Origin of the sequence: Cognaticolwellia beringensis (genome assembly GCF_002076895.1) — a bacterium.
GTDB lineage: Bacteria > Pseudomonadota > Gammaproteobacteria > Enterobacterales > Alteromonadaceae > Cognaticolwellia > Cognaticolwellia beringensis.
This window is the reverse complement of the sequence record NZ_CP020465.1, coordinates 1,524,489-1,537,539: the sequence shown is the minus strand read 5'-3', so window position 1 is coordinate 1,537,539 and position 13,051 is coordinate 1,524,489. Positions and strand designations below refer to the sequence as shown.

At 38.9% G+C, this 13,051-nt stretch carries 15 protein-coding genes; 14 read left to right on the top strand and 1 reads right to left on the bottom strand.

The annotated features are described in order from the left end of the window. Window positions 1-15: 15 nt before the first annotated feature. From rlmB to rplI, 5 genes are all read left to right on the top strand, one after another. Complete coding sequence (gene rlmB, locus B5D82_RS06420) at window positions 16-774, top strand: 23S rRNA (guanosine(2251)-2'-O)-methyltransferase RlmB (protein WP_081150060.1); 759 nt, start codon at window positions 16-18, stop codon at window positions 772-774. Window positions 775-1,128: 354 nt separating this feature from the next. Next, window positions 1,129-1,575: a 30S ribosomal protein S6 gene (gene rpsF / locus B5D82_RS06415; RefSeq protein WP_081150059.1), complete on the top strand. Its 447-nt coding sequence runs from the start codon at window positions 1,129-1,131 to the stop codon at window positions 1,573-1,575. Window positions 1,576-1,598: 23 nt separating this feature from the next. Next, window positions 1,599-1,913, top strand: coding sequence for a primosomal replication protein N (gene priB / locus B5D82_RS06410; RefSeq protein ID WP_081150057.1), 315 nt, complete (start codon window positions 1,599-1,601; stop codon window positions 1,911-1,913). A gap of 65 nt (window positions 1,914-1,978) precedes the next feature. Then, window positions 1,979-2,206 carry a 30S ribosomal protein S18 gene (gene rpsR / locus B5D82_RS06405; protein WP_077283912.1) on the top strand — a complete coding sequence of 76 codons (228 nt, stop codon included), beginning with the start codon at window positions 1,979-1,981 and terminating at the stop codon, window positions 2,204-2,206. A 20-nt stretch (window positions 2,207-2,226) separates the two neighbouring features. Beyond that, entirely contained in the window at window positions 2,227-2,679 is a 453-nt protein-coding gene (gene rplI / locus B5D82_RS06400) for a 50S ribosomal protein L9 (protein ID WP_081150055.1), read from the top strand. 223 nt (window positions 2,680-2,902) lie between these two features. On the opposite strand, the gene B5D82_RS06395 is transcribed toward rplI, so the two are convergent. Next, window positions 2,903-3,847, bottom strand: coding sequence for a 1-aminocyclopropane-1-carboxylate deaminase/D-cysteine desulfhydrase (locus B5D82_RS06395; RefSeq protein WP_081150053.1), 945 nt, complete (start codon window positions 3,845-3,847; stop codon window positions 2,903-2,905). Window positions 3,848-3,953: 106 nt separating this feature from the next. Between B5D82_RS06395 and B5D82_RS06390 the strand changes: the two genes are divergently transcribed. From B5D82_RS06390 to B5D82_RS06350, 9 genes are all read left to right on the top strand, one after another. Beyond that, a complete protein-coding gene (locus B5D82_RS06390) occupies window positions 3,954-4,853 on the top strand; it encodes a hypothetical protein (RefSeq protein WP_081150052.1) in 900 nt (299 codons plus the stop codon). A gap of 1 nt (window position 4,854) precedes the next feature. Then, a complete protein-coding gene (locus B5D82_RS06385; RefSeq protein ID WP_081150050.1) occupies window positions 4,855-5,451 on the top strand; it encodes a PilN domain-containing protein in 597 nt (198 codons plus the stop codon). A 4-nt stretch (window positions 5,452-5,455) separates the two neighbouring features. After that, window positions 5,456-6,157, top strand: a complete 702-nt coding sequence (gene gspM / locus B5D82_RS06380) for a type II secretion system protein GspM (protein WP_081150048.1) — start codon at window positions 5,456-5,458, stop codon at window positions 6,155-6,157. Window positions 6,158-6,185: 28 nt separating this feature from the next. Then, window positions 6,186-6,467, top strand: coding sequence for a hypothetical protein (locus B5D82_RS06375; RefSeq protein ID WP_157673850.1), 282 nt, complete (start codon window positions 6,186-6,188; stop codon window positions 6,465-6,467). Beyond that, on the top strand, window positions 6,464-8,173 hold the full coding sequence (mshL, locus tag B5D82_RS06370) for a pilus (MSHA type) biogenesis protein MshL (RefSeq protein WP_081150045.1): 1,710 nt from the start codon (window positions 6,464-6,466) through the stop codon (window positions 8,171-8,173). The genes B5D82_RS06375 and mshL overlap by 4 nt, the downstream gene beginning before the upstream one ends. Before the next feature lie 11 nt (window positions 8,174-8,184). Then, entirely contained in the window at window positions 8,185-9,093 is a 909-nt protein-coding gene (locus B5D82_RS06365; RefSeq protein ID WP_081150043.1) for an ExeA family protein, read from the top strand. Continuing rightward, the gene (locus B5D82_RS06360) at window positions 9,090-10,253 is read left to right on the top strand and encodes a tetratricopeptide repeat protein (RefSeq protein WP_081150042.1); all 1,164 of its coding nucleotides are present in this window, start codon (window positions 9,090-9,092) and stop codon (window positions 10,251-10,253) included. The genes B5D82_RS06365 and B5D82_RS06360 overlap by 4 nt, the downstream gene beginning before the upstream one ends. A 1-nt stretch (window position 10,254) precedes the next feature. Then, entirely contained in the window at window positions 10,255-11,760 is a 1,506-nt protein-coding gene (locus tag B5D82_RS06355) for a GspE/PulE family protein (protein ID WP_281255942.1), read from the top strand. 78 nt (window positions 11,761-11,838) lie between these two features. Then, window positions 11,839-13,050 (top strand): tyrosine-type recombinase/integrase, encoded by a 1,212-nt coding sequence (locus tag B5D82_RS06350; RefSeq protein WP_081150040.1) that lies wholly within the window; start codon window positions 11,839-11,841, stop codon window positions 13,048-13,050. Window position 13,051: the final 1 nt, after the last annotated feature.

Sequence of the window (13,051 nt, the reverse complement as noted above, 5' to 3'; positions counted from 1 at the left end):
GAAAGATATAAGTTTATGGCAAAGCAAGAAGAATTAGTATTTGGCATCCATGCAGTAAAAGCTCTCATTGAACATGCCCCTGAAAGATTTATCGAGTTATGGTTGCTTAAAGGGCGGGAAGATGACCGTTTAATGCCAATTACTAACTTAGCGCAACAATACGGAATTCCTGCACAAATGGCGAGTCGTAAAGTGCTAGATGATAAAAGTGAAGGCGAGCAGCATCAAGGTGTTGTGGCTCGCGTTAAGCCTGGAAAAGTATTTACTGAAGCCGATTTAGAAGACATTCTTGCAGAAGCAGAGCGTAAAGAACAAGCGCCATTTTTATTAATATTAGATGGTGTTACTGATCCGCACAATCTAGGCGCATGTTTACGAAATGCCGATGCCGCAGGTGTGCAAGCGATCATAGTACCTAAAGATAACGCTGCCCGCTTAACTGCAACGGTTCGAAAAGTTGCGGTTGGCGCTGCTGAAAGTGTGCCATTAGTGCAAGTGACCAATTTATCTCGAACCATGAAAGCCCTACAACAAATGGGCGTGTGGATTATTGGCACGGCAGGAGAAACAGACACTTGCCTTTACGACGTGAAATTAGCCGGCCCAATGGCGTTAGTGATGGGTGCTGAAGGGAAAGGCATGCGTCGTTTAACCCGCGAAAACTGCGATCAGTTAGTTAAACTACCGATGGCTGGCAGCGTTTCAAGCTTAAATGTATCAGTTGCAACAGGTATTTGTTTGTTTGAGATCGTGCGTCAACGATTAGCCGTGTAAAAAGTAAACAAAAATAGTCAGCTGAATTTATTGAGTATCGATGAATTCAGCTGAAATTTTTCTAAGCTAGGCTTTTACCCGTTCAGCGCTTAATTCTACTTATTAGTTTCTGCTTACCTGCTTTTAAAAACCCAATTCAACTCGTTTTAGCGAACCAGAGCAATAGATAAAACTCCGCCAAGTGAATGAATATTAAGTTTAAAATTTAATAACTAAACTATATGAAGCATCTCCTTGCCTTTTTTGCTTATTTTCCCTACAATACGCGTCCTTAATTCAGCCTGAACTTTTGTTCCTTGCCTCAACTGGTGTGGCTGAGCCAGATAATGAGGCTACAACCGTAAGGAGCTCGTAATGCGTCATTACGAAATCGTATTTATGGTTCACCCTGACCAGAGTGAACAAGTACCAGCTATGATTCAGCGTTACAGTGACATCGTCACTAATGCTGAAGGCAAAATCCACCGTCTTGAAGACTGGGGCCGTCGCCAATTAGCTTACCCAATCAATAAATTGCACAAAGCACACTATGTTTTAATTAACATTGAAGCGCCTCAAGCAGCTATTGATGAATTAGAAACTTCTTTCCGTTATAACGATGTTGTTATACGTAACATGATCATGCGTACTAAAGACGCGGTTACTGAAGCTTCAGCTATGGCTGTTGCTAAAGAAGACCGTCGTGATGAACGTCGCGAAGTGAAGAAAGAGGTTACTGACGCACCAGCTACTGAAGCATCAGATGTTGAAGCACCAGCTGCCGAAGCACCAAAAGCAGAAGAAGCTGCGAGCGAAGAATAAGTAACCTGTGACCTGCTCTTACTATGAATAATAGCCAAGAGAATTGCTTAGTATTGACCGGACATGTGGTAAAGCCACCTAAAACGTCAACTAGCCCAGCGGGTATTCAGCACTGTCAGTTTTCAATGGACCACAAGTCTATTCAAAATGAAGCAGGCATGAACAGACAAGCGTTTGTTCGAATACAAGTTGTTGCAACCGGCAAAGTGTCACAACACTTAACTCGTGATTTAATTGAAGGCTGTAATGTTAAAGTGACTGGTTTTATAAACCGTCATGAATCTAGAAACGGTAATCCGCTTTTAGTATTACATGCCCAACAAATTGAAATGATTTAATTTAGGCGATACATATTTAACGGTGATTTTCACCTTAATACAGTAAGCCATATTAGGAGAAATCCATGTCTCGTTTTTTTAGACGTCGCAAGTTCTGCCGCTTTTCAGCGGAAGGTGCTGCTGCAATCGATTATAAAGATACAGCTGTACTTAAAAACTATATCACTGAAAGTGGTAAAATTGTTCCTAGCCGTATTACTGGTACAAGTGCTAAATATCAACGTCAACTTGGTCGTGCGATCAAGCGTGCTCGTTACTTAGCATTATTACCATATACTGATTTACATAAGTAACCTAATAAGGGGTTTTGAAAATGGAAGTAATACTTCTTGATAAAATCGCCAAATTAGGCGGCCTTGGTGACAAGGTAACAGTTAAATCTGGTTACGCTCGTAACTTTTTACTACCAAAAGGCAAAGCTGTTTTTGCCTCTAAAGCAAACGTTGAGCACTTTGAAGCTCGTCGCGCTGACTTAGAGAAAAAATTAGCTGAGCAACTTAGTGCTTCTGAAGCACGTGCTGCTAAATTAACTGAATTAGCTGAAATCACTATCGCTTCTAAAGCCGGTGACGAAGGTAAATTATTCGGTTCAATTGGTACACGTGATATTGCTGATGCAATCACTGAAGCTGGTGTTGAAGTTGTTAAAGCTGAAGTACGTTTACCACTAGGTAGCATTCGTGAAACAGGTGAATTCGATATCGTAATTCACGTGCACAACGATGTAGATGCAACAATTAAAGTTGTTGTTATTGCTCAAGCTTAATAGCTGCTAGTAATCGTATAATGAAAACCCTGTATTCGTCATGAATTCAGGGTTTTTTTATGCCCATATTTATGATCATAATAAAGACTTATCAGAAAATTAAGTGCTCATCTAAAGTTTAAAAAACCTAGCGGCCGTAAAGAACACTCTGTTTTAGGTTTTAGGTGGGAGTCTAGTGGCGCACTTTACTACAACTGGGTGTAAAGGCGGGCAAGGTCACTTTTTACGGAACCGGTGTCGCAGGTGGTGAAGGCCATTCAGCTTGATTAAGTAAGCCGCGTTCAAACATGCCCCCTAACCCTTGCAGACCACCAGTATGTAGAAGCACAATGCGATGATGTGCTGGGAAATAGCCTGATTCGATCAGCTTTAGCAATGCTAAAATCATTTTCCCTGAATAAACTGGCTCAAAATCAATGCCAACTACCTGACTAAAGTTTCTTATCTTTTCTGCGTCTTGCGGACTAAATTTAGCGTAACCTCCGCAGTGAAATTCGTGCGCTATTCGCCATTTATTCTCATTTTTACTGGTTAAGGGGAGTAAATCGCTTACTTCACTTTCAAGATAGCCTTGTTGCTTTAGTACTGCTATCCCTAGTAAGTTATGCTGCGACTTATCACCTAAAATAAGACCTGCCAACGTACCGCCGCTACCTACAGGTGTTATCAGGGTATCAAATTCGCATTGTTGGCTGAGTTCTTCAATCACTTCAGCGACCCCAGTTAACGCCAGTGCATTACTTCCACCTTCAGGAATAATGAAGTAGTCAGGGTATTGTCGCTGTAATTGTTGTAAATAATGTTCATCATTGCGCATGCGATAAGTTTTTCGGTCAACAAAAGTCAGCTTCATCGCCCAATGTTTAGCCCATGCTAATGTGTAGTTGTTTTGATTGTCCTGTTCTCCACGAATAATGCCAATAACGGGTAAGTTTTGTTGATGACAGGCAAACGAACAAGCATGAATATGATTAGAAAAACAGCCGCCAAAAGTAATAACACCTTTAGCACCAATCGCTTTAGCATGTAGCAAATTGTATTTAAGTTTTCGCCATTTATTACCAGAAATAAAACGATGAATGAGATCATCACGTTTAACTTGTACTGTAATTTTATGCTGAGAAAAAATAGGATGAGCGATGGGTTGTAAAACAGATAAAGGAGGCATAAGTTTTGTAACTCAAAATAATGAAGTAATTAAAACACTTGCGCCGAAAATAGAATCAGCGATAATGGCTTTACGGTTACAGATAATAGAATAATAATATCGCTTAATGACAATTATTACACGTATCAAAAATGTTTTCTCAAAAGCAAAGTCCGCTGACTTAATTGGTGTGTCCTTGCGACAGCAGTCTATTAGTTATTTTGTTAAAAAAATTAATAAAAATAAAAGTGACGTTGTTGAAAACAAAGGAAATTCAATTGCAAAGGCGCTTAAGCACTTAGTTAGTGCTCAGTCGTTTTCAGGACGGTGTCATTTGGTTCTAGCGAATGTTCATTCGCACATAGTCCAGGTAGATAAACCTAATGTACCGATTGATGAAATGAACGCTGCCTTAAAGTGGCAGATCAAAGATCTCGTCAGTATTGCCCCTGAAAATATGGTATTGGATTACTTTGATGGCCCAACCTTAGCTGGGGGGCATGAAAAGATTAATGTAGTCTGTGTAGCTAAAAATGATTTAATTGAACTGGTTACCGTATTAACCGACGAACAGCTAAATATTGACAGTATTACCACTGAAGAGTTTGCGTTTGCTAGCTTATTACCAGTGCAAGAAGATGCTGTATTACTCGTTTGCCAACAGCCCAATGAAGAAATAAACATTTTAATTGTTAAAAACGGACGACTATTCTTTAGTCGACGATTACGTGGCTTCACCCAAATTGCTAATAAAAGCGAAGATGAATTAAGTATGGGCGTTATTGACGCTTTAAGTCTCGAAATTCAGCGTTCTACCGATTATTTTGAACGACAATTAAAACAAGCACCAATCAAAACTATTGAAGTTTTGCTACCTATTGATAAAGAAGCGTTTTTAGCCCGTAAATTGGCGGAGAATACTAATGTAGAGGTGAAGCTGTTTGTTATGCCCGATACACTAGAAGGCCTCCGAAATAACGCGGTAGCTGTTGGAGCGACTCAGTTAAATTTTATGGAGCCAAACTAACGTGGCTAAATATTCAATCAACTTATTACAAGCAGACTTGCTACCCAAAAAAGCGCTCTGGACACTAAATCGTGTTGTGACATTATGGGTAGTTACTTTGGTCGTTATGCTGGGATTAATTTTTATTACTCAGTGGCAAGTTAGTAACTTAGAAGCAGATTTTGAAGTAATAAAGTCGCAAAATATAAGCCAAACGTCACAGTTACAAAACTTAGAGTCAGCCATTAGTAAAAACCGTCAAAACACTACATTACTGACGGAATTAAATACCATTAAGCTAGTGATTGCCAATAAAGAGCATTTACATAAACAATTAACGGATCCCACAAAAACTTATAGCGTGGGCTTTTCAAGCGCAATGGCGGAATTAGCTGCGTTGCACAATAAAAATATAAGTTTACAAAGAGTTAATATTGGTAATGGTAATATGACCTTCTCGGGTATAGCGCGTACCCCAGATGCCGTGCCTAATTGGTTATCTGGTTTTGAATCTTCGACATTTCTTTCTGGTAAGCGATTTATTAATTTCTCTTTAATTGAAAATGAACAAAAATTAACTGAGTTCGTTGTTAGCTCTGCACAAAGTAAAGGAGAGTAGTGTTATGACTCAGTGGTTAGCTTACAGTGAAAAATTTAATAGTACGACACCACGTGAGCAATATTTAATTATCGCCTCAGGCATGGTTGCCATCGTTTTTATTTTATACACTTTATTTCTGGATGAATCGATTCAGCGTATCGAAAAGTTGAATCAACAAGTTTTGCAAACTCAGCAAAGTAATGAAAACATGCAAAATTCGATTCAAATATTAGAACAAGCATTGCGCGAAGACCCTAATATCGCCTTAAAGAAAGAGTTATCACAATATCAAGCTAAGCTCGGTAGTGTTGACGAAAAGTTACTCGCGTTAACCTCAGATTTAATTGATCCCATTCAAATGCGCTATGCCTTGATCAAGTTATTAAAATTACAAAAAGGTGTTAAGCTACTTTCATTTGAAGTGCTGCCAGCAAATCCAGTAACTGAGAATAAAGCTGAAGCAGATCAAGCGAATAAGATAACAACGGTAAAAGTAGATGCTGTGCAGTCGCAACCCAAGCAATTACGTTTATACCGTCATGGCATTAAAATAAAGCTGCAAGGGCAATACTTTGAGCTAAAAGATTACTTAAGCCAGTTAGAGAGTTTGTCTTGGAAGTTTTTCTGGCAAGAATTCGATTACCAATTAAAAGCGTATCCTGTCAGTGAACTAGAAATTGTAATTTATAGTTTGAGCACGTCCAAGGAGTTTATTGGTGTATAAAATTATCTTCGTTCTATCCGTGCTCTTTATGTCCCAATGCGCAAAAGGTCAACAAGTAGATCCTACTCGGCCTTTTGGTGCGGTTGCATCAGCGAATAGTAGCGAAAAGAGAGCCGCTTTAGTTTTGCAATCAATTATCCAAAGTAATAATAAGAAAAAAGCGATTATTAATGGTCAAGTCCTTAATGTCGGCGATAAATATAAAGGTTTCGATTTGATTGCAATCAATGCAAATGGGGTGGTGTTAGATTCACCACAAGGTAGAATGGAATTATTATTATTTTCCGGTGTAATAGCGAACTCAAAATGAATAAAACAATTAAAATTAAAAAACACCAAATGAAACTATTATGCTGTTCAGCGGTAATTGTACTTGTGGGTTGTCAATCAGCGCCCAAACCACCAACTGATGTAACACAAGCGTTAGATAAAGCGATTGCCCAATCCAATCAGCCATCAGCACCTAAGCCGCTACAGGCGTTGCCAAACTCTGTTCGCCAAGAGCTTATGCAAAAAGAAATTAAGCAAGCTCGTCATGGTTTATTGGCGGAAAAACGTCTAGAAATTGCTGCCAGCGGTGTCGCTGCAGAGCAGTTTTTTGCCGCTATTGTTGATGACTCATCTTATAGTATTGCGATACATCCTGAGGTTAGCGGTAACATCACGTTGAATTTAAAAAATGTCACCTTAGATGAAGCACTTGACGTGGTTGAATCAATCTATGGTTACGATATTCGCCGCGAAGGGCGAGTAATCCAAGTGTATCCAGCAGGTATTCGCACCGAAACTATCCCGTTAGATTATTTGTATGTTAAGCGTCGTGGTATTTCTAGCACGAGTATTAACTCTGGCGGTGTTTCTGAAAATGATCCCAACAGTAGTAATTCAAATGGTAACAGCGGGAATAACAATAATAATAGTGGCAATAGCGGCAATAATAATAACAATCAAAACGGGAATGGAAATCAGAGTAATAGCAGCGGTGTAAATATTTATACTGAAAATGAATCTGATTTTTGGAGCGAACTAAAAGAGACTTTAAACGCATTAGTTGGTGATGAGGCCGGCCGTTCTGTCATTGTGTCGCCACAAGCGGGTTTAGTCACGATTAAAGCATTGCCTGCTGAAATAGCGGCCGTTAAGCGCTTTATTGAAAGCACTGAAGAGCACTTGCGTCGCCAAGTTATTATTGAAGCAAAAATAATGGAAGTCACCTTAAATGATGATTACCAACAAGGTGTTAAATGGGACCAAGTATTAGGGCACATTGAAAGCACAGATATTGGCTTCTCAACCACGGGTAATATTGCAGGAAATGCAATTTCTTCAGCCATTGGTGGTGTAACAAGTTTAAGTTTTCTTAATAAAGACTTTAGTGGTGTAATTGATTTATTATCTACTCAAGGTAATGTGCAAGTACTTTCTAGTCCTAGAATTACCGCGACAAACAATCAAAAAGCGATTATAAAAGTCGGGGAAGATGAATATTTTGTTACTGATGTATCGAGTACAACTACTACAGGTACTTCAACAACCACTACACCAGAAATCGATCTAACGCCTTTCTTCTCGGGTATAGCCCTAGACGTAACGCCTCAAATTGATGCTGATGGCGAAGTTATTCTACATATTCATCCGTCGGTGACGATTACTGCCGAGCAAACTAAAACTATTCGTTTAAGCGATCAAGATATTGTATTACCTTTGGCGCAAAGTAGTGTTCGTGAGTCTGATACTATTATTAGAGCAAAATCAGGTGAAATTGTAGTCATTGGCGGTTTAATAGAAACACGTAAAGTTGACACGGAATCTAAAACACCTTTCTTTGGGGATATTCCAATCATGGGAGCGTTATTTAAAAGTAAAAGCGAATCTGTGCAAAAGAAAGAGCTAATTATTTTGCTAAAACCTATTGTTATCGGACATGACACTTGGAAGAATCAACTGCAAGACGCTCGTGCTTTACTAAAGCAATGGTTTCCAGAAGATGCAGATGCAAACGCAACGACTAATTAAGTTATAACCTTATGTACTTGCAACACTTTGGTTTAAAGGAATTCCCATTTACCTTGACACCAAATACCAATTTTTATTTGGGATTAGAGTCTCACAATGAGGCTCTTGCAGTACTGCTAACCGCATTACAAACGGGCGAAGGCTTTATTAAAGTGGTTGGGGAAGTCGGCACGGGTAAAACCTTAATGTGCCGTAAATTGCTAAATGAAATTCCTAAGCATTTCGTCACCGCCTATATTCCCAATCCATATTTAAAGCCAGATGAGTTGCGGCGCGCAGTTGCAGTCGAACTAGGCGTAAAGCAAGCACAAACAGTATCGGCAGAGCTTTTAACTCAACGAATACAGCAAAGGTTGCTGGAGCTACACATTCGAGGTCATTCGGTCGTATTAATTCTTGATGAAGCGCAAGCATTACCGTCGGAAAGTCTAGAGGCATTGCGGTTGTTTACTAACCTTGAAACAGAAACACGAAAATTATTACAAGTGGTTTTATTTGCTCAGCCAGAATTAGATGAAAGGCTAGCAGAAAAAGCATTTAGACAGTTGAAGCAACGTATTACTTTTTCTTATAAATTACGCGCGATGAATGCACGTGAAGTTGATTATTATATCCAACATCGACTACAAGTTGCAGGTCATAAAGGGCCAAATTTATTTAGTCGCTCAATGGCAACCAAAGTGGCTAAAGTTAGTGGCGGTATTCCAAGGTTGGTAAATATTATTTGTCATAAAATACTGATGCTTGGTTATGGGCAAGGCAGCTATAAATTAACAAAAAAATATTTAGCAGCTGCCATCATAGACACCGAAGGTGCACAACAAAACACGTCGTTAAAATTTTATTTAATTAGCTTGTTACTGGTTACAATATTGGCTGGCTTGTATTTTTCATGGGATATTGTTGAGACGTTAGTATGAGTGTAATTAATCAAATGTTAAAAGATTTAGACAAGCGCCAGAACGATCAAAAAAGCGCGTCTAATGTTTCTGTACCTTTACCAGCCAATAACTCTTCGACTAAATTAATATTTGTTATTGTCGCTATCATTATTATTGTCAATATTGTTGGTATATTTGCTTGGCAGCTTTACAGCGAAAATCAACAATTCAAAGCACAAGTACAGCAAGCAGCAATAACGCTGAAAAACGATCAATTCAGAGCTGATACTCATAAAAATAAAGTATCACCCTCAAACCTACCATCGACACAAGTGTTAGCGCTACCGGTTACCTCGAAAGCAATAAAGCATGCACTTGACGAAAGTAAAGGCTTAGCCAATGTTCCGCAGTCAACCGTAGTAATTGCACCTGATAAAGAGAACAATGCCCTAGCGAATGATCTAGGTGAGACAATTGAACACAGAGTTCTAACAGAAAAAGTCACAGAAACAGACGACACAATTGTGATAATTACGCCGGTTCAAGCCGCAAAGGCAGCGGTTAAGCCTGAAGCCGTTACTGACATTGTTCCCGCTAAATCAAGTTTAACCATTTCTCGCACACAATTATCACCACAGGCATTGGCGGCAAATAAAATTACTCAAGCCGAGCAAGCAATGGAACGTAATGAAATAGCCAAAGCTGAATCGTTATTTGAGGAAATACTACTCGTAGTGCCCGCTCATGAAACAGCGCGTAAACAGCTTGCTGCTTTGTGGTACGGTAAAAAATATTATCAAGAAGCTGTTAACTTGTTATCACAAGGTATTGCTTTAGCACCGCAAGCAGAAGAAATGCGCTTAATGAGTGCTAGAATTTATTATGAACAAGGTCAAGCCAGACAAGCATTTAACATTTTAAATCCAGTCAATCGAAGTGATAGCACAGAGGTACAAACTTTGTTAGCTAATACATCGGCGGAATTAAATGAGCATGAAAGTGCGATTACTGCTTACCGAAAATTAATTACACTTGAGCCTGATGTTGGTCGATGGTGGCTAGGTGTAGCGGTTTCTTTGGATAGTCTTGGCAAATTTGTGCCAGCAAGAGATGCATATAGGCAATCAATAGCACGTAATAATTTATCCACAAGTGCGATGCAATTTGCTCGGCAGCGTTTGATAGAGTTAGGAGAATAATATGGCAGCACCTAAATTAAAAATGCGTTTGGGCGATTTACTTGTTCACGAACACATTATTAGCAATGAACAACTCATGCAGGCTTTAAATAGTCAAAAAACTAGTGGTAGAAAGCTCGGTGACACCTTAATTGAGCTAGGGCATATTAGTGAGCAGCAGTTATTAGAGTTTTTTGCCCAGCAATTAGATGTGCCATTTTTAGATATCAGCCAACGCAGAATTTCATCTGAAGTCGCACTATTATTACCGGAAGTTCATGCCCGACGTTTGCGTGCCATAATAATTGAAGACCAAGGCGACTCTGTTCTTATCGGCATGAGCGATCCGGCAGATTTAAGTGCACTTGATCAACTCGAGCAAATGTTAGCTCCGAAGCGATTGAAACTAGCCGTTGTCATGGAGTCACAACTCTTTAATGCCTTTGACGGGTTATACCGACGCACCGCCGATATTGAATCTTTTGCTAGCCAACTAGAGGAAGAATACGATCAAAGTAGTGATTTTGACTTATCAAATAACTTCCTTGAGGAAGGCGGTGATGCAACCGTGGGTAAATTACTTCAATCAGTATTTGAAGATGCCGTACAAATGCGGGCGTCTGATGTGCATATTGAACCGGATGAAAACGCATTGCGTATTCGCCAACGTATTGATGGTGTGCTGCAAGAAAATATTTTAAAAGAAAATAAAATTGCCTCGGCGATGGTATTACGATTAAAGCTGATGGCAGGTTTAGATATATCTGAAAAACGTTTACCACAAGATGGGCGATTTAATTTAAAAATCAACGGCCATAATATCGATGTCCGTATGTCAACCATGCCGGTGCAATACGGTGAGTCTGTGGTTATGCGTTTACTTGATCAGTCAGCGGGTTTACTGTCGTTAGACGAAACGGGCATGCCAGAGCACTTTGTTAAACGCATACGCCATCAAATTTCACGCCCACATGGAATGGTGCTAGTTACAGGCCCAACCGGTAGTGGTAAAACTACCACCTTGTATGCGGCACTTAGTGAATTAAATAAAGCCAGTAAGAAAATTATCACCGTAGAAGACCCGGTAGAATATCGTTTACCGCGGGTTAACCAAGTACAAGTTAATAGCAAAATAAACCTGACATTTTCTAGCGTATTACGCACGGCATTACGACAAGATCCCGATATACTCATGGTAGGTGAAATGCGTGATCAAGAAACCGTTGAAATAGGTTTACGAGGCGCGTTAACAGGTCACTTAGTGTTATCAACATTACATACCAATGACGCTATTACGAGTGCGCTACGTCTATTAGATATGGGCGCGGCAGGCTTCTTAGTGGGGAGTTCTTTACGCGCCATTATTGCTCAGCGCTTGGTACGTAAAGTTTGTGATAGTTGCCGTCAAACTTATCATCCTGATGAACAAGAATTAATGTGGTTATCTCATCTTGTTGATGAAAACATTAAAGATGTCGAGTTTAGCCATGGACGCGGTTGTCAAACTACCCTAGTAAGAGCAGCTTAGAAAATCCACCCCAATAAGTTGACTTAGAAAAAACAAGTGCTATTGTTAAAATACAATTAACAACAATAGGCTTCCATAATGCCAGAAATAAAAACTATTGAATGTAGATTCGGTGTCATAGATCAACTTAAAATAGATGATGAAAAACATACATTCTCTTCGCCGACCTTAAAAAAAGTAAAAATTATTAGTGGAGCTAAAGACAAAAATATTGAAAGGCTCATGAATATAGCAATCATGGAGAAGGCTTCTCAAGTTAAAGAATCATTCACCTATGCTAAAGCTCTCCTTTCTTGGTTAAATTTCATTGAAGCGAACAATATAAATCCCTATAAGCCGACTCCTTTACATTATAATTCACCTACCTATGGGTACAGAGAGGATTTACTACTTGATGTTAATGATAAAAATGACAAAAAATATACTACAGCGAGTTCTTACATCAATTACCTCCGAGCTTTCTATGAGTTTCTTATTAGAAATAAAGTAGTTCCCCAAAAAGGTTTCTTTAAATACGAGACAGCATCAACTGGCCACAGAAATGTTCAATCGACGGATCTTAGAATAAGGAAAGTTACAAAACATGGGGAGTCTCTAAATCCATTAAATCAAAAACAAGCCAAAAGAGCCTTACTTGTGATTAATACTATGGGTGAACGAGATCGATTATTCCTTAACCTAATGATAGGTTCAGGATTACGAAGTCAAGAATGTAATACGATGAACGCAGAGCTCTTTACTATCGAAAACCTCCATAAAGACGATTCTTTCCTCATTAATGATATTGAAATATCCCCAAGAGTAGGTGTAATGACGAAGAATGACACACCTAGAGATTTGTTTATTACCAGGCCATTTTTCGAAAGTATCATGGACTATTTAGAATCAGAAGAATACGAAGACTTACTAACGCTGTATAAGAAAAGCAATAAGAACAAAAAAGGATACTCTCCTTTGTTTATCACAAAAACTGGTACAGCTTTCAATGAATATAACAAACGAAATGTATGGGTCAAATTTAAATATCTTTATGAAATACGATTTGGTGAAAAATTAAACCACAAACCTCATGACATGAGGGCAACATTCGGTACTAATCTCCTTAAAATACTTACAAATGAAAAAAGCGATGTTATTGATGCATTAGGTTTTGTAAAAGAAACCATGGGTCATAAAAATGAAGCTGTTACTTTAAGGTACATCAAGTATCTTAAGCATTCGGATATGCTTAATAAAGCCGCTGACATATTAGATAAGTTTGCCAATGAAATAATTTTAGCTGCAGCCTAAA